The following is a 25947-nucleotide window of genomic DNA, read 5'->3' on the forward strand; positions in this document are numbered from 1 at the left end:
TGTCAGCCGATCCAGGTGTCGTGCAGCTGGATCCGGCTGGAGGCGTCGAAGTTCAGATTGTGCACCTTCTTCGCCACGCCGATCTGGGTCTGGAGCTCCACCACCGGTGCGTAGTAGGCGTTCTGCACGATCAACTGCTGTGCCTGCTTGACCAGTTGTTCGCGCTGCGTGGCGCCGGTGGTCGCCGCCTGGCCGGTCAGCGCGGTGTCCAGCGGACCCACCGGGACACGGTAGAAGTTGGCCAGCTTGGTGGAGAAGGAGCTGCGCAGGATGTCCGGGTCGGCACGGGTCACGTTCCCCCAGGCCGTGTCGTAGTCACCCGACTGAAGGGTCGGGGCGAGCTGGGTGACCTGGAGCTGCTTGAGCGTCAGACCGACGCCGACGGCCTTGAGCTGCTGCTGGATCAGCTCCAACGCGGGCTGGTTCGTCGCCGAGTTGGGGATCCAGTCGACCGTCAGGCTCAGCTTCTTGCCGTCCTTCGTGCGGATGCCGTCTCCGCCGGCCTTCCAGCCGGCCGCGTCCAGCAAGGACTTCGCCTTGGCCGTGTCGGTCGTCAGCTCCGAGGACAGGTCGGCGTAGTCGGGTGTGGTGTGCGCCAGGACGCTGGTCGCGGGCTGGGTTCCGGTCGGGAACACCGTGTCGGCGATCTGCTTGCGGTCGATGGCGAACCCGATGGCCTGGCGGACCCGCGCGTCCTTCAGCACAGGCCGCGAGTTGTTGAAGGCCAGACCGAACACCACGCCCGGATTGGCCCGCCGCTGAAGAGTGACCTGACCGCCCTTGAGCGCCGCCTCGTTGGCCTTGCCGACGCTGCTGATCGCGTCCACCTGACCCGACTGGAGACTGCCGGCCCGAACTCCCGCCTCGGGCACGACCTTGAAGACCACCTTGTCGAGATAGGCCTCGCCGCTCTTGGTCCAGCGTGAGGAACCCCAGGCGTACCCGGTGCGCTTGGCGAGCGTGATCGACTGGTTCTGCACGTACTGCTTCAGCACGAAGGGACCGGAGCCGACCACTCCCTTGCTGCACTTCTCCTGCGGGGTCAGCTTCGCGCTCGCCGACGACTCGATGCCCAGCGAGTGCGTCGAAGTCGCCTGCAGGAACTGGGCGTTGGGCTGCTGGAAGGTCACCTTGACGGTGAGCGGATCGACCACGGTCGTACTCTTCACGCCGCTCAGATAGCCCTCGGCGAGGGTGCCCAGCGCGCCGAGCTTCGGCACCGCGTCGAAGTTGTCCTTGACCACCTGCGCGGTGAGCTTGGACCCGTCGCTGAAGGTGACGCCCGATCTGAGATGGAAGGTGAACGTCGTCGCGTCGGAGCTGATGTCCCAGCTCTTCGCGAGCCACGGCGCGATCTTGCCGGTCGCGGGGTCCTGGTCGGTGAGGGAGTCCACGAGCTGGCGTACCGAGTAGATGGTGTCGTTGCTGCCCACCTGCTGCGGGTCCACGCAGCCGGCGTCGGAGCCCACCGCGAAGGTCAGGGTGCCACCGGACTGTGCCTTGCCGCCGCCGCTGTCGGAGCTGCCGCCTCCCGATCCGCAGGCGGTGAGCAGGAAACTGGTGGTCAGAAGGGCGGCCGTGGCTGCCCGTCGAGTGGTTCGGGAGACCGGATGTGCTGTCACGGAGAGGTGCTCCTACTCGTGTCACCGCGTGCACACGGACCTGCGCGGACCGTGGCTGGACGCGGACGGTGCCGACCCCGGCGGGGGCGGGACTCCTGAAGCGTGGAAACGCGCCGACCGCCGCGGAACACACCCGCGCACATGTCGACCCGTGGGAGAAGGGGGGAAGAGGCCCGTACGAGACGGGCGACCACAGATGTCAGCTTCGAAGGCCGGACAGACGTCGGCCCGGAAGGCCGGACAAGGTCAGCTGTTACACAGACAGCTGGTGAAGCGCTGCAGGTCGATGTGGCGCCGACGCGAGAGCCGGGAGAAAACGACGGCGTCGTGACAGGAGGCACTCTGGTCGTAGCTGTTGAGCACGCCGTCCTCCATATCCGGGACCCCGGTCACGGGGTCGCGCGTTCGCAGAGCCATCAGCGTCCCCGCAGGGCGTTTGCCCTGAGCGCCCCACTGCGTCGGGGGGTTGCCGGTCGTTCGGCCAGGATTTGACGCTGACACTCAATGCCGCTGTTGATCGTATGGAGCGGTGTCGTCGTGCGTCAATGCCGGGGCAGAGGTGCGGAGTCGGCGACGCCGTCACAACAGCCACACCGGCACCGTCCCTCACAGAGTAGGTGTTCGGTGTGTCGGCTAGGCTGCTGCACCGGCCCGGAATCACCGTCGGCCCTCCCCCGGGCCGCGATGCGCTCATTGTTTTCCGCGGCGGCCTTCGCCACTCCGGCCCGAACCGGGGTTCCTGTCACATCCCTCACCGAACTGCCGCCTGCCGTCTGCCGGTTCAGGCCGAGCCGTTCGCGGTCGCCACCCCCATCACGACGACCCAAGGACCCACCATGAAGCGGTACATCCTCACCGGCGCGCCCGGAGCCGGAAAGACCACGATCCTCGGCCGGCTGAGGGCGGACGGGTTCGACGTCGTCGATGAGGCGGCCACCGCGGTCATCGCGCGCGAGCAGGCTGCGGGGGACGCCGAGCCCTGGACCCGGCAGGCCTTCGTCGAGAAGGTGGTCGACCTGCAGCGCAGACGACAGCTGCGGTCCGCGACGCGAGACGTGACCCACCAGATCTACGACAGATCCCCGGTCTGCACCCACGCCCTCACCACGTACTTGGGCCGGCCCGCTCCGGCGGCGCTGCTCGCCGAGATCGACCGGATCACCCGCGACCGGATCTACGAACCGCAGGTCTTCTTCGTCCGCAACATCGGATTCTGCGAACCCACGGACGCCCGCCGGATCAGTTTCCAGGAGTCGCTGGTGTTCGAGCGGATCCACGAAGAGAGCTATCGGGGCTTCGGTTACGACCTCGTGGAGGTGCCGGCCGGTGACGTGGCCGACCGAGTGGCGTTGATCGCGGACACCGTCGCCCGACTCGATGGCAGGGTCTGAGCGGCGGCTCGGGCCGCACAAGAGGTCGGCGTCCCCGTGTGTCTCACGGCTCGGGACGCATGGTGGACTCACCTTTCCCGGGTGTGCTTTGATCCGACCATGGAGACCACTGGCCAGGCACACACGGTGCTGCTCGACCCGTTCTGGGTGAGCCGCCGCGCCGACCAGTTCGACCAGATCTGTCGCTGACCCACGCGCAACGATCGCGATCTCGCCCTTTCCTCCCCACGGCCCGCTCGTTCTTCGCGCTGCCGGACGAACGGCGGCTGGAAATCATGCCGTTGCCCGACAGGCGCCGGACACGAGCCCGAAGCGCCTGCGCGCCGCGGCACCGTCCAGTGTTCGCGTCAGCGCCGGCACGTCGACCTGTGCCGGACCCACACCGCGCTCTGTCGTTGGCCGGTCCCTCCGGCTCTCTCCTGGCAGGCCCGGGGAACTCCGCCACCCCCGAACGACACCGGCCGCGACGACACCGGCATCGGTGCGACGAGATTGGACGAGTCATGAGCACGAAGCAGCCCCGCACGCTGAAGACCGTCACCGGAGCCGGCGGTACGTCGGAGACCTATGACCTGGCTGTCGATCCCACGCGGTCCACGCTGGACACGGCCGTCCGGGTCGCGAGGCTCGCCGAGGAGGCGAGGATCGACGCACTGTTCACGGCCGATCTGCTCAGCTTCGACGCCCAGGGCGCGATCGGTTCGCAGGAGCCGCTGGTCTTCGTGTCCGCCCTGAGTCAGGTGACCTCGCGGATCGGCCTGATCGCCACGGTCTCCACGACCTTCCACCATCCGTTCAACCTGGCCCGGCTGTTCGGCACCCTCGACCACGTCAGCAACGGGCGGGCGGCCTGGAACCTGGTGACCTCCTCGATCGGCGAGGAGAACTTCGGCCCCGGCGACCTGCCCAGTCCCGAAGAGCGGTATGCGCGCGCCGCCGAGACGCTGGAGGTGGTCAACGCGCTGTGGGACAGCTGGGAGCCCGGTGCGCTGACCGTCGGCGCGGACGGCAAGGCGGTCCTGCACCGGGACCGGGTGCACCCGATCCACCACTCCGGGAAGTTCTTCGAAGTGACCGGTCCACTGAACATTCCGCCGCTGCCGCAGCGCCGCCCGGTGCAGATCCAGGCCGGGCAGTCGGAGGCGGGTACGGAACTGGGCGCCCGCTACGCCGAGATCGTCTTCACCTCGCTCCCGACCCTCGACCACGCGCTGGAATTCACTCGGAAGATCCGCGGTCGGGCCGAGCGGTTCGGACGGGCCGAGGGACTGCCGCTGATCTTCAGCTCGTTCCACGCCACCTACGGCGCCACGGAGGAGGAGGCGCGGCGACTTGTCCGCGAGAGGCGTGAGTCGATCGACTTCGAACGCGGCCGGGCCCAGGTGGCCGACATGCTCGGCGGCGGAGTCGACCTGTCGGAGGTGCCGCTCGACTCGACGCTGCCGGAGAGCCTGCTGCCCGACGTCACCTCGGTGCACCGCCGTCGCGGCCGGGTGGACATCTTCACCGGCTACGCCCGACAGGGCTACACACTGCGGGAGTTGATCGTCGCGGCCCAGGACACCGGGCACTGGGCCGCCGCGGGCACCCCCGAGCAACTCGCCGACGCTGTCGAGGAACGGTTCAACGCGGGCGTGCTGGACGTGATCTCCCTGCACGGTCTCGCCGACGCGCGACAGCACGACTTCGTCGTCAACGGTCTGCTGCACGAACTGCGCAGGCGGAAGATCGTCGCCCCCGATTACACGGGCCTCACCCTGCGCGAGAACCTCGGCCTCGAACTGCCCGCCCGCGACAGCTCGACCGTCCCGTCCTAACTCGAGAGCGGATTCGGATCCCGTTTCACGACCCTTTCTTGAGCGTGCGTTCCAGATAGGTTACTGTCGAGGCATGGCAAGGACCCGGGAATTCGACACCGAGGCGGCTGTGAGCCGCGCGATGGACCTGTTCTGGACGCGGGGCTACGAGGCCACCTCGGTGCGCGACCTGACCGGGCATCTCGGGATCGGCCAGGGGTCGCTGTACGCGGCGTTTGGCGACAAGGACGGCCTGTACCGGGCCGCGTTGGAGCACTACCGCAGCACTCTCGCGGCGGACGCCCTGCGGAGCCTCGACGAGGGCGCGGACGCCCGCTCCGCGATCCGTACGATGCTCGTCGAACGGATCCGCATCGCGGTCGAGCACGGCGGCCGGGGCTGCCTCGCGGTCAACGGCGTCTGTGAGCGCCTGCCCAAGGACGCGGCGACCCGGCGCACGGTGCGCGACATGCAGGAGGCAAGCCGGGAGGCGCTCGCGGAGGTGCTGAGCACGGCTGTGGAACGGGGCGAGATCACGACGGACCGCGACCCGCTGACCCTCGCCGCCTTCCTCGTCACCTTCCTCAACGGACTGCTCGTCTCCGCGAAGATCACCCCGGACGTCCGCGCCCTCGAATCCCTCGTGGAGGTCGCCCTGGCGGTCCTCGACTGATTTTTCCATGTCCGTAATCCGTATCGATCGATCCAGAAAGCCGCTGCTCCGCTCTTCCTCCCGTCCCAGACGTCGGCACCACCACACACCACTTCCTCGACCGCGCCGGAGGACCCATGACCCCCGCACAGACCTCGCCCGCGCCCGCTCTCGGCGGCGCCCGATGGAACACCTTCCCCGAGACCGGCACCATGACTGCCCGTCAGTTCTTCAACGGCACCGTGCCGTTGCTGCAAGGGGTCGTCGACTCCCTCCAGAGCGTCGACAGCGAGGTGTTGAAGGACCAGATCCACGCGACGCTCGGCCTCGGCACCCGCGAGACCTCCCTGCCCCTGACCATCGGTCCGGACCGCGGTTCGGCAAGCCGTGAACTGGGCTCGCAGGCCGAGGCTCTGGGCCGGGAGATCGCCTCATGGGCGACTGAGGCATTGGACGGGGTACTCACCCACCGGATACCGCTGCCCGCCGGCCCACTGGTCGTCCGCAGCCACTGCTACGGCCACCTGCTCACCCACCCCGCGACCGACCTCCTCATGGGCCGTCGCGGCGGGCCCGTCGCCATACAGCTCTACAACGAGTGGCTGCACCAGATGGTCCTGCTGCGCGACGCCCTGCTGCCCTTCACCAACTGGCGAGACGTCCCGCTGCTGGTCACCCAGACCGGGCTGCGCCACACCGAGCCGGCCCGCGACGCCTTCCTCACCGAACTCCTGGTCCGTCAGATCCGGCACAGCGGCATCGTGGACTTCGCCCGGCACGTCGTCACCGGCACCTCGGGTCCGAGCGGCTACGGGTTCGACCACGGCGGCGGCACCGTCCTGCCCGCCGTGGTCGACGGATCGCCCCTCACCGCGCCCAGGCATCTGCTGACCTGGCGTCCCGCTCCCGGTCAAGTAGCCGATGACACCACCACGTATGTCGCCGAAGCGGAGGACTACTACGCCGCACCCCGCACACTCGTCGAGGAACTGCTGCCTGCCACCGGAACGCCGGGGCCGGCCTCAAGCCGTGTCGTCGCCGGTCCCGCGGCCGACGGGACGCGCACCGCCCACATCGAGGTGACCCGCGACGGCACCACTGCCCGCGTCGATCTCGGCCAGGCCCTGCGCGGTCACCGCTTCGCCAGCCTGGCCCCCACCCCGGAGGCCGCTCCGGCCGGTGAAGCCCGGACCGCCGGTCTGTGGGACGTCCTGCGCGCACCCGGCCTGGTGTGGACGGAGACCGGCGAGGTCACCGTGGACGCCACCGCTCAGGACGACCTGGTGGCGCTGGCGCTGCTCGGTCGCCTCTACCCGGAGAACGTCGCCCTGCGCCGCACCGGCCGACACCCCGGTCCGGCAACGGTCGACAGCGACCGACCGGGCCGCATCGTCATCGACCTGCCCGACCTCGCGACTGAGCGGAATTGAGCTTCGACCATCACGGAGATCCCGCCCGCATCCGCTCGTGCACCCGGGCGGAGCGGCGGACTCGGCTCGGGAGCAACTCCCCGACACGCGGCGCACGTTCGCCCGCCGAGGTGTCCTGCCACGCAGACGCGGACGCCTCGTTGACACCTTTCCTTCCGGCTGCTTGCATCTCGGCATGCCGTTGTCGCAGCCGCTGACCCGCCGCCGCGCCGTGGACCTCGTCCGGGTGGCCGCCGCGCTGTGTCGGGCGACCGGCTGATCACGCACCTCCTCGCCCTTGTGCCAACAGCCGTGCCGGCAAGGCCGGTTGTGCACGCGTCGGCACTTCCCGCGAACTTCCGTGCCCCTCCGCACTTTTCGCTCCGAGATGACGAGGACACGCCATGCCTGTACCCGCTGCCCCTCCCGGTCGCCACGACGAAACGGACTACGACCGCCGCAGGCTGCGCCAGTGGCTGGCCGGTGAGGCCAGGGCGGACGGGGTCACCCGCCGGCGGCTGTTCACCCTGCTCGCCGCCACCGCCGCCGGGACCGCACTCGGCGGCACGCGGACCGCCCGCGCCGCCGTCCCCGGAATCGTCAAACCCCTGCCGCCCGAGTGGTTCATCGAGCGGGGCACCAACGCCGAGACCCGCTGGGAGGCGCTGCGCGGAACCGGCCACCACACCCCCAACGAGCTGTTCTTCGTACGCAACCACACCGCCACCCCCGTTCTGGACGCCGACGACTGGCGGCTGCGGCTGTGGGGGAGCGGGCTGCGCGGCACCCCCGGCGAGGACCGGCCGGTGGAGTTCGGCTACGACGATCTGCGCGCCCTGCCCGCCGTCACCCGTACCGCCTTCGTCGAGTGCGCCGGAAACGGGCGCTCCTTCTACACGACCCAGCAGGGCGACACCGTCACCGGCACCGCGTGGACCCTGGGCGCGATCGGCGTCGCACGCTGGCGCGGTGTGCGCCTCGCCGACGTGCTGCGCAGAGCCGGACTGTCCCGGAACGCCGTCGACGTGCAGCCGCGCGGCCTGGACGCCGAGTACGTCAGCGGTGGCGAGAACGTGGGCCGGGTACGCCGCCCCCTGCCGCTGGCGAAGGCGCTGGACGACGTCCTGCTCGCGTACGAGATGAACGGCGAGCCGCTGCCGTACGACCACGGGCATCCGGTGCGGGTGCTGGTGCCCTCCTGGGTGGGGATCGCGTCGATCAAGTGGGTCGGCGACATCGAGGTGTCCGCGCAGCCGCTCTACTCGCCCTGGAACACCACCTTCTACCGGCTGTTCGGCTCCGCCCACCCGGACGACGGCAGCGCGCCGCTCACCCGGCAGGTCACCAAGAGCGCCTTCGAACTGGCCGGCGGCGCCACGTTCACGGCTGGTGGCACGCACGTACTGCACGGGCGGTCGTGGTCGGGCGAGGGCGCCGTCGCCCGGGTCGACGTCAGCACCGACGACGGCGCGAACTGGCGGCCCGCCCGCCTGCACGACCGGCCCCGCGCCGACACCTGGACCCGCTGGTCCCTGGACTGGCGGCCGGACGCGCCTGGCGCCACCCACCTGCTGGCCCGCGCCATGGACACGGCCGGCCGTACCCAGCCGGACATCGCCGTGCCCAACACCCTGGGCTACCTGTTCGACGCGGTGGTGCGCCACCTGGTGAGCGTGGTGTGACGGACAGCGGCGCACCAGGCCCGCTGCCGGCGTCTCGTCAGGCCGTCGTCCCGGTGACCGTCCCGGTCGCCGTCTCACCCGTCGGGATGCTTGGTGGACGCACCCGCAAGCGTGTGCTTTGATCCGCTCATGGAGACAACTGGCCAGGCACACACGGTGCTGCTCGACCCGTTCTGGGTGAGCCGCCGCGCCGACCAGTTCGACGAGATCTGTCGTTGACCGTCGGCCCACGGCCCGCGCTCTCGACCTCCCTTCCCCGACCCGCTCCCGGCGGATACCTCTGCCCTGTCGGCAACTGACCGTTCCTCCACGGCCGTTGCCGCGCGCTCCGCCGTGTCCGGGTCTGCTGCCGCCGCGAAGGAATCCCATGGCACAGCCCACCGTCCTCCCCGTCATCGACATCTCCCGCCTGCGGGATCCCGGCACCGACCGTGACGCCTTCCTGGCCGAACTCCGGTCCGCAGCCCACGAAGTGGGGTTCTTCTACGTCACCGGACACGGCGTTCCCACGTCCGTACGGGACGAGGTCCTGCAAGCGGCCCGCGCCTTCTTCGCGCTTCCGGAGGAAGACCGACTGGAGATCGAGAATCTCAACTCGCCCCAGTTCCGCGGGTACACACGCACCGGAACCGAGTACACGGCGGGCAGCGCCGACTGGCGCGAACAGATCGACATCGGCCCCGAGCGCACGGCCGTCGCCGTGGGACCGGACGACCCCGACTACCTCCGCCTCGTCGGGCCGAACCAATGGCCCTCCGCGCTACCAGAGTTGCGTGACATCGTGCTGCGCTGGCAGGCGGAGGCGCTGCGCGTGAGCCGGGAGGTGCTGCGGGCACTGGCCGCCGCACTCGGACAGGACGAGGGTTACTTCGACCAGTGGTTCGACGACGAGGCGGCCGTGCACGTGAAGATCGTGCACTATCCGCCGCGCCCCGCGGAGGACGTCGACCAGGGGGTTGGCGCGCACAAGGACTACGGCTATCTCGCGCTGTTGCAGCAGGACGAGGTGGGCGGACTCCAGGTCCAGCGCGAGGACGGCGGCTGGATCGACGCCGTACCCGTGGCGGACGCCTTCGTGTTCAACATCGGCGAGATGCTGGAGATCGCCACGCAGGGCTATCTGAAGGCCACCCGGCACCGGGTGATCAGTCCCTCGGGCTTGGACCGGTACTCCATCCCTTTCTTCCTCGGCCCGCGCCTCGACGCGGTCGTGAAGCCGCTCCAGCTCCCGGCGGAACTCGCGGCCCGCACCCGAGGTGTCACCGACGACCCCGACAACCCCCTGCTCGCCGCCTTCGGTGAGAACGCCGTGGTCGGCTGGCTCCGCTCGCACCCGAGGGTCGCCGAACGCTGGTGGTCCGACATCCTGGCGAAGCGGGGGAGCGAGCGATGAGCAGCACTCAACGACCGTACGAAGGCTGGGAGTTCGAGACCCGGCAGGTGCACGCCGGTGCTGTACCGGACCCGGCCACCGGCGCACGTGCCGTGCCGATCCACCAGACCACCAGCTACGTCTACCGCGACACCGCGCACGCCGCCGCGGCGTTCGAGCTGTCCGACCTCACCACCCACGCCTATACCCGGCTGTCGAACCCGACCACCGCCGTGGCCGAGGAGCGCATCGCGGCCCTGGAAGGCGGATCGGCGGCCGTCGCCGTGGCGAGCGGCCAGGCCGCCACTGCCCTCGCCCTGCTGAACCTGGCCCGCGTCGGCGACCACATCGTCGCCTCGTCCTCCCTCTACGGCGGCACCCGCACCCTCCTGGAACACACCTTCGCCGACTTCGGCATCGCGGTCACCTTCATCGACGACCCGGACGACATCGGCGCCTGGTACGCGGCCGTACGCCCCGGCACCAAGGCGTTCTTCGGCGAGACCATCGGCAACCCGCGCGGGAACGTCCTCGACATCGAGGCGGTCGCCCGTATCGCCCACGAGGTCGGTGTCCCGCTCGTCGTGGACAACACCGTGCTCACGCCCTACCTGCTACGGCCCTTCGAGCACGGCGCCGACATCGTCGTGCACTCCACCACCAAGTTCCTGTCGGGACACGGCACCGGTATCGGCGGAGTCGTCGTCGACAGCGGCCGTTTCGACTTCGGTGCCGACCCCGACCGGTGGCCGGGCCTGACCCAACCCGATCCGACGTACAACGGGCTGTCGTTCTGGGACTCCTTCTCCGACCTCGGCCTCGCCTACGCGCTGCGCCTGCGCACCCGGCTCGTCCGGGATCTGGGACCGGCCGTCTCACCCTTCAACAGCTTTCTGCTCCTTCAGGGGCTGGAGACGCTCAGTCTGCGCATCGAGCGTCATGTCGCGAACGCCCGGACACTGGCCGCCTGGCTGGAGTCGCAGCCGCAGGTCGGCCGAGTCCACTACGCGGGCCTCGCATCCAGTCTCTGGTCGACCCAGGCCAAGCGGTACCTGCCGCGCGGGGCCGGAGCGGTGCTCGCCTTCGAACTCGCGGACGGGCTGGACGCCGGGCGCCGATTCGTCGAAGGAGTACGGCTGTTCAGCCACCTCGCGAACATCGGCGACATACGCAGCCTTGTCATCCACCCCGCCTCCACCACCCACGCCCAACTCGACGCCGGCCAGCAGGCCGCGGCCGGTGTCACCCCGGGTCTGGTTCGGCTCTCCGTAGGTCTCGAAGGCGTCGACGATCTCCTCGCCGACCTGGAGACCGGACTGAGAGCAGCCGCCGGATGAGTAATCGCCGTACGGGCGCCGACAGCCCCCGCGCTCCACGAACCACCGCTCACAGCCAAGGAGTCAGATCAGCCATGCGCCGCAGAACCGCCCTCCGGCTCGCCGCCACCACAGCTCTCGTCGGCCTGACCGTGACCGCGTGCGGCACCGGCTCGTCCGGCGACCCCGCGAACGCTGGAGGGACCAAGCAGGCGACCCAGTCCGCCGACATCGACAAGAACGCCACCGTCGACGTCCGGCTCGTGCTGGAACCCACCAGCCTCGACATCGCCTCCACGGCGGGTGCGGCCCTCGACCAGATCCTGCTCGACAACATCTACCAGGGCCTGCTGACCCGCGACGAGAACAACAAGATCCGGCCCAGCCTGGCCAGTTCGTACGAGGCCTCCCCGGACGGGCTCACCTACACCTTCCACCTTGCGAAGGACGCCACCTTCCACGACGGCTCCCAGGTCACCGCTGCCGACGCCGTCTGGTCGTTGCAGCAGGTCACGGCGGCCGGTTCGAAGAACCCCGACGCGGCGGCGCTCGCCTCCGTCAAGAGCGTGTCGGCGTCCGGCGACCACACCGTCGTCGTCAAGCTCAAGCACCGTGACACCAACTTCATCTGGGGCCTGACCGAACGGGCCGGGATCGTCTTCAAGAAGGGCACCGACTTCTCCACGCTCGCGGGCAAGGAGAACGGCACCGGGCCCTTCAAACTGGCCGGCTGGAAGCGCGGTTCGTCCATCACCTTCGTCCGCGACGACTCCTACTGGGGCAAGAAGGCCAAGGTCGCGAAGGTCGTCTTCCACTACATCAAGGACGACAACGCCGCCAACAACGCGCAGCAGACCGGCCAGACGGACATCGAGACGGCGGCGCAGGCCGATCTGCTCCAGCCGTTCTCGGACACCGGCAAGTACACGGTGCTGCGCGGCGACACCACCGACAAGTTCACCCTCGCCTTCAACAACGCCTCCGGCCCCACCAAGGACGTACGTGTCCGGCGCGCGATCCGCCAGGCCATCGACAACGCCGGCCTCATCAAGACGCTGGGCGGAGCCGCGAAGGCCGTCGGCGGCCCGGTCCCGGCCACCGACCCCGGGTACGAGGACCTCACCCCGATCGACGCGTACGACCCGGCGAGCGCCAAGAAGCTGCTCAAGCAGGCCGGTTACGGCAGCGGGCTGAAGCTCACCTTGCAGGTCCCCAACATCTACCCGCCCACGATCGGTGACTACCTGATCTCCGACCTGAAGCAGGTCGGCATCCAACTCACCGTCAGGCAGGTCGAGTTCCAGACCTGGCTCAACACCGTCTTCACCAAGCACGACTACCAGCTCAGCCTCGTCGACCACGCCGAGGCCCGCGATCTGTACAACTTCGCCAACCCCGCCTACTACTTCGGCTACGACAACGCGAACGTCCAGAAGTGGTACGCCGCCGCGGGCACCGCCACCAGCGACGCGCAGCGCGACGCGTACCTGAAGAAGGCGGCCCGCCAGGTCTCCCAGGACGCCGCCGCCGACTGGCTGTTCGTCAACCAGACACTCACCGTCGTCCGCAGCGGAGTCACCGGAGTACCGCGCAACTTCACCAGCAGCCGCTACGACCTCGCGGACCTCACCGTGGCGAAGAAGTGAGGGAAGAGGTGAGGGAAGGGGTGAGTTCCGCGTGACCCTCTATCTGCTGCGCCGGGCCGCCCTGTTGGTGGTGTCCCTGTTCGCAGCCAGCGTGCTGATCTTCCTCGTCCTACGGCTGCTGCCCGGCGACGTCGCCCAGACGATCGGCGGCATCAAGGCCACCCCCGCCCAAGTCGCCGCGGTACGCAAGGACTTGGGGCTCGACCGGCCGCTCGTCGCGCAGTACGGCAGCTGGATCGGGGGAGTGGTGACCGGCGACTTCGGACGGTCGGTCCTCGACGGCACGTCGGTCTCCGGGCAGCTCGCCGAGAAGTTCGCCGTGACCGGGCCGCTGACCCTCGGCGCCGTGGTCCTCGCGCTCGCCTTCGCCGTGCCGCTCGGAGTCTTCGCCGCCGTACGGCGCGACTCCTGGCTCGGCGGCGCGGTGAACACGCTCGGACAGTTCGGTATCGCCCTGCCCGCCCTGTGGGTGGGACTGCTGCTCGTCCTCGTGTTCGCGGTCCAGGTCCGCTGGCTGCCCGCGCAGGGCTTTCCCGTCGACAGCTGGGCCGAGCCCGGGCAGGCGCTGCGCAGTCTGGTGCTGCCCTGGCTGACGCTGGCGCTGTCCGAGGGCGCGGTCCTGCTGCGGTACGTGCGGTCCGCCGTGCTCGACGTCCTGCACCAGGACTGGCTGCGCACCGCACGTGCCAAGGGCCGTACCCGCACCGGCGCGCTGCTGCGGCACGGACTGCGCAACGCGGCCGTGCCGGTGGTGTCGGTGCTCGGCCTGCAGATCGCCGCGCTGATCGCGGGCGCGGTCGTCGTGGAGCAGGTGTTCGTGCTGCCCGGTGTCGGCCAGATGCTGATCACCGACGTCGGCAACCGCGACCTGGACAAGGTGCAGAGCGAGATCCTGCTGCTCACCGGGGCGGTACTGGTGATCGGGTTCCTCGTGGACCTCGTGCATCGGCTGATCGACCCGAGGCTGCGGAGCGCGGTATGAGCGTGCCCCTCGCCCTGCGGGCGCTCCTCAGAAGCCGCAGCGGCCTCGTCGGCTGCGTCCTCGTCGGTGTCCTCGTGCTGTCCGCCCTGGTCTCCCTCGTCTGGACGCCGTACGACCCGACGCTCGTGCGTCCGCAGGACGGCTGGCTGCTGCCGTTCTCCGGCGGGCATCTCCTCGGCACGGACCGGCTGGGCCGGGACGAGCTGAGCCAGCTGCTCACCGGCGCCCGCAGCACCCTGAGCACGGCCCTGCTCGCGGCGGCCGTCGCGGCCGTGGTCGGGCTGGCCCTGGCACTCGCCGCGGTCCTCCTGCCGCGCTGGCCGGGAGCCGCCGTCGTCCAACTCACCGACGTGCTCATCGCGTTCCCCGTCCTGCTGATCGCGATGATCCTCACCGCCGTCCACGGCGGCTCCACCTGGACCGTGATTACGGCGATCGGCGTCGGAGCGGGCGTCAACCTCGCCCGGGTCGCCCGCGCCGAGGCGGCGCGGGTCCTGGGCACGGACTACGTGCTCGCGGCACACGCCGCCGGGTCCGGCACCTGGCGCACCGTACGCAAGCACCTGCTGCCGAACATCGCGCCCACCCTCATCGTGCAGCTCTCGCTGGTCTTGTCCGTCGCGGTGCTCGCCGAGGCCGCCCTGTCCTTCCTCGGATTCGGCACCCCGGCACCCGCGGTCTCCTGGGGCCGCATGCTGTACGAACAGCAGGCGTACATCGCCGCCCGCCCCCTGCTCGTCATCTGGCCCGGGATCGCCGTCGCCGCCTCCGTGCTGGGCTTCAACCTGCTCGGCGACGGTCTGCGCGAGGCCACGGACGCGCGCCTGCGGGTACGGGAGGTGACCCCCGTATGAGCCTGCTGGAGATCGGCGACCTGAGCGTACGCATCGGCGGTACGACCGTGGTCGAGGAGGTCGGCCTGGAGCTGGCCCCCGGTGAACGGCTCGCGCTGATCGGCGAGTCCGGCTCGGGCAAGTCCCTCACCGCGCTCGCCGTCATGGGACTGCTGCCCGACGGCGCCGAGGCCACCGGCAGCATCCGCCTCGGCGGCGAACAGCTGCTCGGCCTCGGCGACCGGGAGCTGTCCCGGCTGCGCGGCGAACGCATGGCCATGGTCTTCCAGGAGCCCATGAGCGCCCTCAACCCGCTCATGCGCATCGGCAGGCAACTCGCCGAGCCGCTGCGGCTGCACCGCGGACTGAACCGGCGGCAGGCCGCTGCCGCCGCCGTCGAACTCGCCGCCCAGGTAGGACTGCCGGACCCCGAACTCTCCGTCCGTTCCTGGCCGCACCAGCTCTCCGGCGGCCAACGCCAGCGCGTCGGGCTGGCTATGGCCCTCGCCACCCGGCCGGCACTGCTCATCGCCGACGAACCCACCACCGCCCTCGACGTCACCGTCCAGGCCGACATGCTCAGGCTCCTGGACGACCTGGTCCAACAGCACGGCACCGCGCTGCTGTTCATCAGCCACGACCTCGCGGTGGTCGCCCGGCTGTGCCCCAGGGTCGCCGTGCTCAAGGACGGCCGGCTGGTCGAGGAAGGCGCCACCGAAACCGTCATACGTTCGCCCCAACACCCGTACACACAGAGGCTGGTGGCAGCCGCTCGGGCGACCGGCTGGGACACCCCGGAGGTCGCCCGATGACGACACTGCTCAAGGCCGACGGTCTCAGCCGCACTTTCCGGCTGCCCCGCACCTCATTGCGTGCACCCGCCGCTCACCGACTCGCCGTTCAGGATGTGTCGTTGGAGCTCAACGAAGGCAACAGCCTCGGTGTCGTGGGGGAGTCGGGCTCCGGGAAGTCCACCCTCGCCCGGCTCCTGCTGGCCCTGGACCGGCCCGACGCGGGGACGGTGCGCTACCGGGACCGTGAGGTACGGCCGGGCGCACCAAGGAAGTTGACCTGGTTCCGGCGTGAGGTCCAGGTCGTGCTCCAGGACCCGATGGGCTCCCTCGATCCGCGCGCCACCGTCCGTGACATCGTCGCCGAGCCGCTGGAATGCCTGCGGCTGCCCGGCGACCACGACGACCGGGTGGACGAACTGCTGCGTGCCGTAGGCCTGGAGCCCTCCGTGCGCGGCCGGTACCCGCACGAGTTCTCCGGCGGGCAGCGGCAGCGCATCGCCATCGCCCGCGCCCTCGCACCCGGCCCGAAGGTCCTCGTCGGCGACGAACCGCTCAGCGCGCTCGACGTGTCGGTGCGCGCCCAGATCCTCGCCCTCCTGGACGACCTCGCCGAGGCCTACGGACTGACGCTGCTGCTCGTGTCCCACGACATCGGTGTCGTACGGCATCTGTGTACCGACGTGCTGGTGATGAAGGACGGCCGCGCCGTCGAACAAGGCCTGGCCGCTCAGGTCCTGGCCGATCCCCAACACTCGTACACACGCCGCTTGTTGGCCGCCGTACCCCGGCTGCCCGCATGACCGGAGGCACACCATGACCACGCAGACCCCACGTCGGCTCACCCTCGGAGCCCTCGTCCACGGCTCCGGCGGACACATCGCCGGCTGGCGCCACCCGGACGCACGGCCCGACGGACAACTCGACTTCGCCTTCCACGCAGACCTCGCCCGCACCCTCGAACGCGGGCGCTTCGACGCCCTGTTCGTCGCCGACGTCGCGGCGATCTGGGGACACCAGCTCGACTCGCTCTCCCGCACCGGCCGCGCCGAGCACTTCGAACCGCTGACGCTGCTCGCCGCCCTGTCCCTGGTGACCGAGCACATCGGCCTGGCCGCGAAGGCGACCACCACCTACAACCATCCCTTCCACATCGCCCGCAAGTTCGCCTCCCTCGACCACATCTCCGGCGGTCGCGCCGGCTGGAACGTCGTCACCTCGGTCGTCCCGCTGGAGGCGGCGAACTTCGGCCGCGACAGCCACCTCGAACACGAGCTGCGCTACCGCCGTGCCGACGAGTTCGTACAGGTCGTGAAGGGGCTCTGGGACAGCTTCGACGACACGGCCGTCGTACGGGACAAGGAGGGCGGCCGCTACTACGACCCGGCCGGCCTGCACACCCCGCACCACCGGGGCGAGCACTTCACCGTCCGAGGACCGCTGAACATCTCCCGGCCGCCGCAGGGGCATCCGGTGCTCTTCCAGGCCGGATCGTCCGCCACGGGACGGGAGTTCGTGGCCCGGCACGGCGAGGTCCTGTTCACCACCCAGCACGAACTGGGGGCCGCCCAGGACTTCTACACGGACGTCAAGGCGCGAGCGGCCCGGTTCGGCCGCGATCCCGACGACCTCCTGGTGTGGCCGGGCCTCACCCCGCTCGTGGCAGCCACCGAGACGGAGGCGCGGCGACGGCTCGCCGAACTCCAGGACCTCATTCACGACGACGTGGCCCGCCGCCTGGTCCAGGACAACATCGGCGACCTCGATCTGACGGACCGTCCGGTAGACGGTCCGCTGCCGGACATCCCCGACACGAACCGCAGCAAGTCGCGCCGGGAGCTGCTGCTCAAGCTCGCCCACGACGAGAAGTTGACGATCCGTCAGCTTGCGCACCGGTTCGCCGCGGGTTCCGCCGTCGCCGGTACCCCCGAGCAGATCGCCGATCACATCGAGACCTGGTTCCACGCGCGGGCGGCCGACGGATTCAACATCTCCTTCCCCTATCTGCCCGGCCCCGCCGACGACTTCGTGGACCACGTGGTCCCGCTTCTCCAGCGCCGCGGTCTGCTGCGCACCGAGTACGAGGGCGCCACCCTGCGCGAGAACCTCGGCCTGACGCGCCCGGCCGCCCGCGCCCGAGACCTCCAGGAGACCGGCCGATGAGCCGCCGCACCGACCAGCTCCACCTCAACGCCTTTCTGAAGCCGCCGGGTGAGTACCTCGCCGCCTGGCGGCACCCCGACACCGCGGCGGACGCGGGCGTGAACATCCGCGAGGTGCTCTCCTTCGCGCGGACCGCCGAACGGGCCGCCTTCGACGCGGTGTTCCTCGCCGATCTCGTGGGCGTGCCGTTCGCGAGCGAGGACGTCCTGAGCCGGGTCAGCGTCGTCAACGACTCCTTCGAACCGACGACCCTGCTGGCCGCTCTCGCCGCCGGCACCTCCCGGATCGGCCTGATCGCCACCGCGTCGACCAGCTACAACGAGCCCTACCACGTGGCCCGTACGTTCGCCTCGATCGACCACATCTCCGGCGGCAGGGCCGGCTGGAACGTGGTGACCTCCCTCAACGACGGCGAGGCCCAGAACTTCGGCCTCGACGCCCACCTCGACCACGCCACCCGCTACGACCGCGCCGAAGAGTTCCACGACGTGGTGACGGGCCTCTGGGACTCCTTCGAGGACGACGCCTTCCACCACGACCAGGCGAGCGGTGTCTACTTCGACCCCGCCAAACTGCACGCGCTCGACCACGAGGGCAAGCACCTCAAGGTCGCCGGACCGCTCAACATCGCCCGGCCTCCGCAGGGACACCCGGTCATCGTCCAGGCCGGGGCTTCGGAAGCGGGCAAGCAACTCGCCTCCCGAATCGCCGACTTGATCTTCTCCGGCATCAAGGACCTGGCCCGCGCACAGGAGTTCTACGCCGAGATCAAGGAACGCGCCGCCGCCCACGGCCGCGACCCCGACCACCTCAAAGTGCTCCCGGCCCTGTCCGTGATCACCGCGCCGACCGAGTCCGAAGCCCGGGACAAACTGGCCCGGCTCACCGAACTCCTGCCCCCGCAGGTCGCGTTGGCCGACCTCTCGTACTGGCTCGGCGGCTTCGACCTCAGCTCCTACCCACTGGACGGCCCGCTGCCCGAGCTCCCCGTCTCCAACCAGTCGCAGACCGCACAGCAGCAGATCTACGAGGACGCACGCCGCGACCACCTCACTATCCGCGACCTCGTCCGCCGTGTCGCCAACGACGACCGGACCATCACCGGCACCCCGGACCAGATCGCCGACCACATCGAGGAGTGGTTCCACGGCCGCGCCGCCGACGGCTTCAACGTCGTCTTCCCCTATCTGCCGGGCACGTTGGACGACTTCGCCGACCTGGTGATCCCCGAACTGCGGCGCCGAGGTCTCTTCCGAACCCACTACACCGGCACCACGCTCCGCGACCACCTCGGGCTGCCCCGGCCACCCCGGCGCTCCTGACCCGCACCCCCGCATCCGCCGTAGAAGAAGGAGAACGTCATGACCACCGTCGCACGTCTCGACATCCTCAGGGCAGGGCCCCGCTTCGGCGCCGAAGTCGCCGGAGTCGACCTGACCGCGTCCGTCGACGAGAGCATCGCCGAGGAACTGCGCCGCGCCTTCCGGGAGCACAAGGTCCTCGTGTTCCGCGGCCAGCATCTGACGCCCGATCAGCAGGTCGCCGCCGTCAGCCTGTTCGCGCGGCCCTTCGACCATCCGACCGCCGTGAAGCACCCGGCCAACCCGCTGGTCTACCCGTACAACGTCAAGCAGACCGGGAAAGCCAGCACGTGGCACATCGGTGGGCTGTGGCGCGAACCCGTGTTCGCGATCGAGTCCCTGACCTACGAGGTGGTGCCGGAGCTGGGCGGCCACACACTGTGGGCGGACCTCCAGGCCGCGTACGACGATCTGTCGGAGCCGTTCAAGGTGCTGCTGGAGTCGGTCGGAGCCCTCTACAACGGCAACGCCGAGAACTACGCGCAGGGCAGCAGGAAGGACGCTCCCGGCGAACCCGTCGAGCACCCGGTCGTCCTCACCCACCCCACCACCGGCCGCAAGGGCCTCTTCATCAGCAGCTCGGCGAAGCAGCTCACCGGCGTCACACCGGCGGAGAGCAAGGTGCTCCTCGACCATCTGCTGCGACACGCCTCCTCGCCGGACTACACCATCCGCTTCGGCTGGAAGCCCGGTGACTTCGTCCTCTGGGACAACCGGGCGACCTGGCACTACGCCGTCGACGACTACGGCGACGGCGAGCGCGTCTACCGCAAGGTCCTCGGTGTGGAGCCGGACGCGGGCGTCACGGAGCGGCACGCCTGAATGCTCCCGGGAGAAGACCGCGCCGCTCGCCGCGTACTGCTGGTGTGTCTGGCCGCACGGGCAACCACCTTGCTGGACCAGGCAGTTCTGAACATCGCCGTCCCGAGCATGCGGCACTCGCTCGGGGCCGGCGCTGCGGACGTCCAGTGGATCGTGGCCGGTTACTCGCTGGCCTTCGGACTGGCCCTCGTACCCGGGGGCAGCCTCGGCGATCTGCACGGACGCAAGCGGCTCTTCCTCGCAGGCATGGCCGTCTTCCTCCTGGCCGGGGTGGTGGCAGCGACCGGCAGCGGACCGGGAACCGTGATCGGTGCCCGGCTGGTGCAGGGCGCCGCGGCCGGACTCGTCAACTCCCAGGTGATCGGCACCATTCAGGACGTGTTCCACGGGGGAGACCGGGGCCGGGCGCTCGGTCTGTACGCGGTGACGGCCGGCGTGGCCGCCGCACTCGGACCGCCGCTCGGCGGCGCCCTCGTCGCCGGACTCGGGCCCGGGACCGGCTGGCGCTACTGCCTCCTGCTGAGCACGCCGTGCGCGGTGGTCACCCTGACCATCGCGGCCCGCTGGCTGCCGCCGCCCCGGCGCACCGCCCATGACTCCCGGCTGGACATCCTCGGCCTCGGCCTGGCCTGCGCCTGCACGCTGACGCTGATGGTGCCCTTCATCCGCACCCCGGACAGCGGGGGAGCGGCACTGCTGTGGGCGGCCGGGGTGTGCGCCCTGGCCTGTGCGTTTACCGTGCATCAGCGGATACGGGTACGGAGGGGCCGGGTGCCGTTGGTCCATCCGGCGCTCGCGTCGTCCAGGCCGTACATGCTGGGCACGGCCGTCGCCATGGCCCAGTTCGGCTCCTCGATCGCCGCGTCCCTCGTGCTCACCGTCTTCCTCCAGGACGGGCTCGGGCTGTCGGCCCTGCTCACGGCGGCGATCTCGCTCCCCTCGGCCGTCGCGATGGGCGTCTCCTCGGCCCTCGCCTGGCGGCTGGTGCGACGGATCGGGCTGCGCACAGTGAGCGTCGGTCTGGCGCTGGGAGTCTGCGCCGCCCTGGCCGGGGCGGTGGCCGCGCTCTTCGTACCGTCCGCCGCACTGCCGATCGTCTTGGCGGCGACACAACTGCTGTCCGGCGCGGCAGGCGGCCTCGCCGTATCGCCCAACCAGACCCAGGTCCTGCAACACGCCCCGGCCGAGGCCGCCGGAGTGGGCGGCGGCATCCTCCAGATGGCCCAGCGCATCGCTGCGGCCGTCTGCCTCAGCGCCGTGTCGGCGGTCTATCTGCACTCGGCGTCCGGCAGCGGCCCGCGCACCGCGTACGCGCTCGCCTCCTGCGTCTGCGCGGGCCTGCTCGCCGCCGCGCTGGTGCTGGCGCGGCTGCGCCGGGTGGCCGTCTCACCCCGTTCGCCGCGACCCGAGTTCCCGACCGTGCGGAGTCCCCGGGACGACCGGAGCCCGCAGGAGCGATAGCGCCAACTCATCCGCACGACAAAGGAGTTGCTGATGACGACAGGTTCCGCGCCCGTCACGCTGGTGACCGGTGCCGCCTCCGGAATCGGGGAGGCCACCGCGCGGCTCTTCGCCGAACGCGGTCACCGGGTGGTCGCCGTGGACGTACAGGAGGAGGGACTCGCCAAGCTCCGAACCCTGGACGGCGTGGCCACCCTCGTCGGTGACGTCTCCGAGGAATCCACCAACACCGCAGCCGTGGAGCTGGCGGTGGAGCGTTTCGGGCGGCTCGACGCGACCGTGCTGAACGCGGGCATCGGCGGGGCAGGACCGCTGGAGTCGCCCGGCGCGATCGAGCGGTTCGACCGACTCTTCGCCGTCAACGTGCGCTCCGTCGCGCTCGGCATCCGGGCCGCCGCGCCCGCGCTGCGCGCATCGGGCGGCGGCTCGATCGTGGCGACCTCGTCCGTCTCCGGGCTGCGCGGCGACGCCGGCACCTGGGGCTACAACGCCACCAAGGCCGCCGTCATCAACCTGGTGCGGGCCACCGCCATCGACTACGCGGCCCAGAACATCCGGGTCAACGCGATCGCCCCCGGCGGCACGGCCACCGCGCTGACCGCCGGCCAGATCGCCGACCCCGACCTCTCCGCCGCCATCACCGGCCGCATCCCGGCGCACCGCTGGTCCGAGCCCCGGGAGCAGGCCGAGGTCATCTGGTTCCTGACCTCACCCGGCGCCTCGTACATCACCGGGGTGACCGTCCCGGTCGACGGCGGACTCAGCGCCAACGGGGGGATCCTGCCCCCGCCGCCCGGACCCGCAGCCCACTGACCCAGCGATCTATCGATCCGCCGATCCGCCGAGAGAAGGCAGGCGTCAAGTGACCGGCACCCACAACAACCACGCCGTCGAGAACGAGACCGAACGCAACAAGGCGGTCGCCCGGCGCTACTTCGAGGAGTTCGTCGACGGACGCAGGCTGGATGTCCTGGACGAGATCGTTGCCGCGGACGCCACCGACGAGACCCGGGTCGGCGCCGGCGGCACCGGCACCCGCGAACACTTCCGCGAACACGCCGAATGGCTCTGGGGGAACGTCGAAGACGTCCACGTCTCCGTCTCCGACCTGCTCGCCGAGGGCGACCGCGTGATCGTGTTCTGGACGATCGAGGGGCTGCACACCGGCACCATCTTCGGCGTGCCGGCCACCGGCAAGCCCTTCACCGGACAGAGCATCAGCTGGCTGACCGTCCGCGAGGGCCGGATCGTCCGCTACAACGTGCTGGCGGATCGCCTCGGCATCGTCCAGCAACTCGCGGACACGGACACGACCTAGCCCACGAGTTCGCGGACCAGCGCCGCGACCTGCTCCGTCTCGATCAGGAATCCGTCGTGGCCGTAGGGCGACTCGATCACGCGGAGACGGTCCGCGCCGGGGATGCCGGTCGCCAACTCCGCCTGCTGGGACGGTGGATAGAGCCGGTCGGAGTCGACTCCGGCGACAAGTGTCCGCGCGGTCACCCGGCGCAGGGCCGCTCGTGTGCCACCCCGGTCGCGGCCGATGTCGTGACTGTTCATCGCCTCCGCCAGCGTGACGTAACTGCCCGCGTCGAACCGGCGCACCAACTTGGCCGCGTGATGGTCGAGATACGACTCGACCTGATACCGGCCGCCGTTCCACGGATCCTCCGCACCCTGCGCCGCGCGGCCGAAGCGGACCGCGAGCTCCGGCTCGCTGCGGTAGGTGACATGGGCCAGGCGACGGGCGAGGCCGAGTCCGGCACGGGGACCCCGGCCGGTGGCGTGGTAGTCGCCGCCCTGCCAGTGCGGGTCCGAACGGATGGCGTGGAGCTGGATGTTGGTCCAGGCGATCTGCTCGGCGCTCGCCGAGGCGGTGGTGGCGAGCAGCAGGAGTGCGTCCGTGCGCTCCGGATACGTGACGGCCCACTCCAGCGCGCGCATCCCGCCCATGGACCCGCCGAGCACCAACGCCCAACGCTGGACGCCCAGTTCGTCCGCCAGGTCCGCCTCCACTGCCACCTGGTCGCGCTGCGTCAGGAACGGGAAGTCCCCGCCCCAATGCCGTCCGTCCGGGCGGAGCGACGACGGGCCGGTACTGCCCTGGCAGCCCCCGAGCACATTCGGCGCGACGACGAACCAGCGGTCCGTGTCCAGGGCTCGCCCCGGTCCGATCAGCGCGTCCCACCAGCCGGGGGTGGGATGACCGGGTCCTGCGGGGCCGGCGACATGGCTGTCGCCGGTGAGCGCGTGCAGGACGAGTACGGCGTTCGAGCGGTCCGGTGCCAGGTGCCCCCAGGTCTCGAACGCCAGCCGTACGCCGGGCAGTTCACCGCCCGCCTCCAGCGCGAGGGGCTTCTCCCGGACGTGCCACTGACGGCGCCCGGGCGGGTCCCCCTCCCGCCAGGCCCCGGAGGCCGGCGGAAGGGGGACCGCGGACGGAGTCGGTACGGCGTTCAGGACGCGCCCTTGGCCGCGCGGAACCCGGCCTCCAGATCGGCCTTCAGATCGGCGAGGTTCTCGATGCCGACGGACAGGCGCACCAGACCCGGCGAGGTGCCGGTCGCCGCCAACTGCGCCTCGTCCAACTGACTGTGGGTCGTCGACGCGGGGTGGATGATGAGGCTGCGTACGTCCCCGATGTTGGCGAGATGACTGAAGAGTTCCACGGCGTCCACGAACCGTTTTCCGGCCTCGACCCCGTCCCGCAGCTCGAAGGCCAGCACCGCCCCGGCACCGCGCGGAAGGTAGCGCTGTCCTGCCTCGTACCACCTGTTGGACTCGAGTCCCGGGTAGTGGACGGCCGCCACCTCGTCGCGCTGCTCCAGCCACTCGGCCAGGGCCTGGGCGTTGGACGAGTGGCGTTCGATGCGCAGGCTGAGTGTCTCCACGCCCTGGAGGAGCAGGAACGCGGAGTGCGGCGAGATCGCCGGACCGAGGTCGCGCAGCAGTTGCACGCGCAGCTTGATGGCGAAGGCGCCCGGACCGAGCGCCGGCCAGTACTGGAGGCCGTGGTAGCTGGGGTCCGGCTCGCTGAAGTCCGGGAAGCGCTCGGCGTGCGCGCCGAAGTCGAAGGTGCCGCCGTCGACCACGACACCGCCGATGGTGGTCCCGTGCCCGCCGAGGAACTTCGTCGCCGAGTGGACGACGATGTCGGCGCCGTGCTCGATGGGCCGCAGCAGATACGGGGTCGGCACGGTGTTGTCCACGATCAGCGGGACGCCCGCCTCGTGCGCGACATCGGCGACCCCGCGCACGTCGAGGACGTTGCCGCGCGGGTTGCCGAGGGTCTCGGCGAACAGGGCCTTCGTGTTCGGGCGGATCGCCGCCCGCCAGGCGTCCAGGTCGTCCGGGTCGTCGACGAAGGACACCTCGATGCCGAACTTCGGCAGTGTGTGGCGGAAGAGGTTGTACGTGCCGCCGTACAGGGACGTGCTGGAGACCAGATGGTCGCCCGCGGACGCCAGCGTCAGGATCGCGAGGGTCTCCGCGGCCTGCCCGGAGGCCAGGGCCACCGCGGCGACCCCGCCCTCCAGGGCGGCGACGCGCTGCTCGAAGACGTCCTGGGTGGGGTTGTGGATGCGGGTGTAGATGTTGCCGGGCTCGGCCAGCGCGAACAGGCCGGCCGCGTGCTGGGTGTCCCGGAACACGAACGAGGTGGTCTGGTAGATCGGCGTCGCCCGCGCCCCGGTCGTGGGGTCCGGTACGGCGCCGGCGTGGATCTGCTTGGTCTCGAACGACCAGGCCGAGGTGTCCGGACCTGCGGGCTCGTCCTCGGGTGTGTGACCCCCGGTGACGGAGTCGATGGGCTGGCTCATGGTTCTCCCTTGTGCGGGGCGTGCGGGGTGCGGGCGTCGACCGCGGGGCCGGGGCCCCAACCGGAAGCGGGCAGGGCGGAGTACGGCGCGGCGCGGTGGTGAGAGAGGGGGATCGGATGCCGGAGCGGAGCGTCAGCTCACGGCCGAACAACCCATGCTGGTGACACGCAAGTAGTCGACGTGGCGGCGGGTCACGAGCACGGTCATGCAGTGAGAGAACCACAGCCGATGCCGGAGAACCAGCGTGGCGTGGGGAGTTGAAACACGACTGCCATGTCCGCCCCGTCAGCCTGTGACCTGTGGTCACAGCACGATCGCCTGTCTGGTTGCTCCCCGCGCACGGTTCGACGATGGCCCGGTCACCTCTCCCGCCCCACCGAACGGTTGTGATCCGCTTGAGCAGCCTCCCCGACGCGCCGTCCCACACGGCGGACGTCGCCGACCCCGACCGGCTCGACCGGCTGCGCTACGCCGGTGTGTTCGCGCTGCTGTTCCTCTTCGGCACCGAGACGTTCCTCGTCTCGCCCCTGCTGCCGACGATCGCCAAGGACATCGACGTCAGCGAGGCGGCCGCGGCCTCCAGCGTCACGGCGTACGTGCTGGTGTACGCCGTGTGCGCGCCGTTCCTCGGCGTGCTGAGCGACCGGTTCGGGCGGCGCCGCGCGCTGGTCGCCGGATCCCTGCTGTTCGTCGTGTCCAACGTCGGAGCCGCGGTGGCCACCGGGCTCCCGCTGCTGGTGCTGTCCCGGGCGGGGGGCCGGGGGGGGGGCGCCCCCCCCGCCCCCGCGCGCGGGGCGGCCCACACCGGGAAACCCCCGCGCCCCCGGAGG

General features: G+C 70.5%; 23 protein-coding genes. 19 read left to right on the top strand and 4 right to left on the bottom strand.

Annotation, left to right across the window (positions count from 1 at the left end; genetic code table 11):
- Nucleotides 1-2: 2 nt before the first annotated feature.
- The gene (locus tag ACFXC1_RS09185; RefSeq protein WP_381240859.1) at nt 3-1622 is read right to left on the bottom strand and encodes an ABC transporter substrate-binding protein; all 1620 of its coding nucleotides are present in this window, start codon (nt 1620-1622) and stop codon (nt 3-5) included.
- A 246-nt stretch (nt 1623-1868) separates the two neighbouring features.
- Complete coding sequence (locus ACFXC1_RS09190; RefSeq protein ID WP_381240862.1) at nt 1869-2039, bottom strand: putative leader peptide; 171 nt, start codon at nt 2037-2039, stop codon at nt 1869-1871.
- 419 nt (nt 2040-2458) lie between these two features.
- On the opposite strand from ACFXC1_RS09190, the gene ACFXC1_RS09195 reads away from it, so the two are divergent.
- The 18 genes from ACFXC1_RS09195 to ACFXC1_RS09280 all read left to right on the top strand — a co-directional run bounded on the left by ACFXC1_RS09195 (nt 2459) and on the right by ACFXC1_RS09280 (nt 22617).
- Complete coding sequence (locus tag ACFXC1_RS09195) at nt 2459-3013, top strand: AAA family ATPase (RefSeq protein WP_381240864.1); 555 nt, start codon at nt 2459-2461, stop codon at nt 3011-3013.
- 503 nt (nt 3014-3516) lie between these two features.
- On the top strand, nt 3517-4830 hold the full coding sequence (locus ACFXC1_RS09200; protein WP_381240867.1) for an NtaA/DmoA family FMN-dependent monooxygenase: 1314 nt from the start codon (nt 3517-3519) through the stop codon (nt 4828-4830).
- 73 nt (nt 4831-4903) lie between these two features.
- Entirely contained in the window at nt 4904-5482 is a 579-nt protein-coding gene (locus tag ACFXC1_RS09205; RefSeq protein WP_381240870.1) for a TetR/AcrR family transcriptional regulator, read from the top strand.
- Nucleotides 5483-5598: 116 nt separating this feature from the next.
- Nucleotides 5599-6891: a hypothetical protein gene (locus tag ACFXC1_RS09210; protein WP_381240872.1), complete on the top strand. Its 1293-nt coding sequence runs from the start codon at nt 5599-5601 to the stop codon at nt 6889-6891.
- A 383-nt stretch (nt 6892-7274) separates the two neighbouring features.
- Nucleotides 7275-8552 (top strand): sulfite oxidase, encoded by a 1278-nt coding sequence (locus ACFXC1_RS09215; protein ID WP_381240875.1) that lies wholly within the window; start codon nt 7275-7277, stop codon nt 8550-8552.
- 367 nt (nt 8553-8919) lie between these two features.
- Nucleotides 8920-9945 (top strand): isopenicillin N synthase family dioxygenase, encoded by a 1026-nt coding sequence (locus ACFXC1_RS09220; RefSeq protein ID WP_381240878.1) that lies wholly within the window; start codon nt 8920-8922, stop codon nt 9943-9945.
- Nucleotides 9942-11261, top strand: a complete 1320-nt coding sequence (locus ACFXC1_RS09225; RefSeq protein WP_381240880.1) for an O-acetylhomoserine aminocarboxypropyltransferase/cysteine synthase family protein — start codon at nt 9942-9944, stop codon at nt 11259-11261. The genes ACFXC1_RS09220 and ACFXC1_RS09225 overlap by 4 nt, the downstream gene beginning before the upstream one ends.
- Nucleotides 11262-11335: 74 nt before the next feature.
- Entirely contained in the window at nt 11336-12886 is a 1551-nt protein-coding gene (locus ACFXC1_RS09230; RefSeq protein ID WP_381240883.1) for an ABC transporter substrate-binding protein, read from the top strand.
- A gap of 31 nt (nt 12887-12917) precedes the next feature.
- On the top strand, nt 12918-13868 hold the full coding sequence (locus ACFXC1_RS09235) for an ABC transporter permease (RefSeq protein WP_381240885.1): 951 nt from the start codon (nt 12918-12920) through the stop codon (nt 13866-13868).
- The gene (locus tag ACFXC1_RS09240; RefSeq protein ID WP_381240887.1) at nt 13865-14722 is read left to right on the top strand and encodes an ABC transporter permease; all 858 of its coding nucleotides are present in this window, start codon (nt 13865-13867) and stop codon (nt 14720-14722) included. The genes ACFXC1_RS09235 and ACFXC1_RS09240 overlap by 4 nt, the downstream gene beginning before the upstream one ends.
- Nucleotides 14719-15513 carry an ATP-binding cassette domain-containing protein gene (locus ACFXC1_RS09245; protein WP_381240890.1) on the top strand — a complete coding sequence of 265 codons (795 nt, stop codon included), beginning with the start codon at nt 14719-14721 and terminating at the stop codon, nt 15511-15513. The genes ACFXC1_RS09240 and ACFXC1_RS09245 overlap by 4 nt, the downstream gene beginning before the upstream one ends.
- A complete protein-coding gene (locus ACFXC1_RS09250; protein ID WP_381240893.1) occupies nt 15510-16295 on the top strand; it encodes an ATP-binding cassette domain-containing protein in 786 nt (261 codons plus the stop codon). The genes ACFXC1_RS09245 and ACFXC1_RS09250 overlap by 4 nt, the downstream gene beginning before the upstream one ends.
- 13 nt (nt 16296-16308) lie before the next feature.
- Nucleotides 16309-17655 (top strand): LLM class flavin-dependent oxidoreductase, encoded by a 1347-nt coding sequence (locus ACFXC1_RS09255; RefSeq protein WP_381240896.1) that lies wholly within the window; start codon nt 16309-16311, stop codon nt 17653-17655.
- Nucleotides 17652-18977 (top strand): LLM class flavin-dependent oxidoreductase, encoded by a 1326-nt coding sequence (locus tag ACFXC1_RS09260; protein ID WP_381240899.1) that lies wholly within the window; start codon nt 17652-17654, stop codon nt 18975-18977. Before ACFXC1_RS09255 ends, ACFXC1_RS09260 begins: the two co-directional genes overlap by 4 nt.
- 39 nt (nt 18978-19016) lie before the next feature.
- Nucleotides 19017-19838, top strand: coding sequence for a TauD/TfdA dioxygenase family protein (locus ACFXC1_RS09265; protein WP_381240901.1), 822 nt, complete (start codon nt 19017-19019; stop codon nt 19836-19838).
- Complete coding sequence (locus ACFXC1_RS09270) at nt 19839-21299, top strand: MFS transporter (RefSeq protein WP_381240903.1); 1461 nt, start codon at nt 19839-19841, stop codon at nt 21297-21299.
- A gap of 33 nt (nt 21300-21332) precedes the next feature.
- Nucleotides 21333-22112, top strand: coding sequence for an SDR family NAD(P)-dependent oxidoreductase (locus tag ACFXC1_RS09275; protein WP_381240905.1), 780 nt, complete (start codon nt 21333-21335; stop codon nt 22110-22112).
- Between the two features lie 49 nt (nt 22113-22161).
- Nucleotides 22162-22617, top strand: coding sequence for an ester cyclase (locus ACFXC1_RS09280; RefSeq protein WP_381240908.1), 456 nt, complete (start codon nt 22162-22164; stop codon nt 22615-22617).
- Here ACFXC1_RS09280 and metX read toward each other — a convergent pair.
- Together metX and ACFXC1_RS09290 are read right to left on the bottom strand one after the other, a co-directional pair.
- A complete protein-coding gene (gene metX / locus ACFXC1_RS09285; RefSeq protein ID WP_381241143.1) occupies nt 22614-23759 on the bottom strand; it encodes a homoserine O-acetyltransferase MetX in 1146 nt (381 codons plus the stop codon). The two genes, ACFXC1_RS09280 and metX, sit on opposite strands and share 4 nt — an antisense overlap.
- Nucleotides 23756-25117, bottom strand: coding sequence for a bifunctional o-acetylhomoserine/o-acetylserine sulfhydrylase (locus tag ACFXC1_RS09290; protein ID WP_381240911.1), 1362 nt, complete (start codon nt 25115-25117; stop codon nt 23756-23758). Before ACFXC1_RS09290 ends, metX begins: the two co-directional genes overlap by 4 nt.
- A 395-nt stretch (nt 25118-25512) precedes the next feature.
- Here ACFXC1_RS09290 and ACFXC1_RS09295 point away from each other — a divergent pair.
- A partial coding sequence (locus ACFXC1_RS09295; RefSeq protein ID WP_381240913.1) for an MFS transporter occupies nt 25513-25947 on the top strand: 435 nt, incomplete at its 3' end.

It is taken from the genome of Streptomyces hokutonensis (assembly GCF_042751305.1).
GTDB lineage: Bacteria > Actinomycetota > Actinomycetes > Streptomycetales > Streptomycetaceae > Streptomyces > Streptomyces hokutonensis_A.

Bases quoted from the DNA above. Each gene is read 5' to 3' on its own strand.
- ACFXC1_RS09240 (WP_381240887.1), top strand. From the start codon at position 13,865: ATGAGCGTGCCCCTCGCCCTGCGGGCGCTCCTCAGAAGCCGCAGCGGC.
- ACFXC1_RS09250 (WP_381240893.1), top strand. From the start codon at position 15,510: ATGACGACACTGCTCAAGGCCGACGGTCTCAGCCGCACTTTCCGGCTG.
- ACFXC1_RS09265 (WP_381240901.1), top strand. From the start codon at position 19,017: ATGACCACCGTCGCACGTCTCGACATCCTCAGGGCAGGGCCCCGCTTC.
- ACFXC1_RS09220 (WP_381240878.1), top strand. From the start codon at position 8,920: ATGGCACAGCCCACCGTCCTCCCCGTCATCGACATCTCCCGCCTGCGG.
- ACFXC1_RS09275 (WP_381240905.1), top strand. From the start codon at position 21,333: ATGACGACAGGTTCCGCGCCCGTCACGCTGGTGACCGGTGCCGCCTCC.
- ACFXC1_RS09190 (WP_381240862.1), bottom strand. From the start codon at position 2,039: ATGGCTCTGCGAACGCGCGACCCCGTGACCGGGGTCCCGGATATGGAG.
- ACFXC1_RS09210 (WP_381240872.1), top strand. From the start codon at position 5,599: ATGACCCCCGCACAGACCTCGCCCGCGCCCGCTCTCGGCGGCGCCCGA.
- ACFXC1_RS09230 (WP_381240883.1), top strand. From the start codon at position 11,336: ATGCGCCGCAGAACCGCCCTCCGGCTCGCCGCCACCACAGCTCTCGTC.
- ACFXC1_RS09260 (WP_381240899.1), top strand. From the start codon at position 17,652: ATGAGCCGCCGCACCGACCAGCTCCACCTCAACGCCTTTCTGAAGCCG.
- ACFXC1_RS09270 (WP_381240903.1), top strand. From the start codon at position 19,839: ATGCTCCCGGGAGAAGACCGCGCCGCTCGCCGCGTACTGCTGGTGTGT.
- ACFXC1_RS09225 (WP_381240880.1), top strand. From the start codon at position 9,942: ATGAGCAGCACTCAACGACCGTACGAAGGCTGGGAGTTCGAGACCCGG.
- ACFXC1_RS09195 (WP_381240864.1), top strand. From the start codon at position 2,459: ATGAAGCGGTACATCCTCACCGGCGCGCCCGGAGCCGGAAAGACCACG.
- ACFXC1_RS09200 (WP_381240867.1), top strand. From the start codon at position 3,517: ATGAGCACGAAGCAGCCCCGCACGCTGAAGACCGTCACCGGAGCCGGC.
- ACFXC1_RS09255 (WP_381240896.1), top strand. From the start codon at position 16,309: ATGACCACGCAGACCCCACGTCGGCTCACCCTCGGAGCCCTCGTCCAC.
- ACFXC1_RS09290 (WP_381240911.1), bottom strand. From the start codon at position 25,117: ATGAGCCAGCCCATCGACTCCGTCACCGGGGGTCACACACCCGAGGAC.
- ACFXC1_RS09215 (WP_381240875.1), top strand. From the start codon at position 7,275: ATGCCTGTACCCGCTGCCCCTCCCGGTCGCCACGACGAAACGGACTAC.
- ACFXC1_RS09245 (WP_381240890.1), top strand. From the start codon at position 14,719: ATGAGCCTGCTGGAGATCGGCGACCTGAGCGTACGCATCGGCGGTACG.
- ACFXC1_RS09205 (WP_381240870.1), top strand. From the start codon at position 4,904: ATGGCAAGGACCCGGGAATTCGACACCGAGGCGGCTGTGAGCCGCGCG.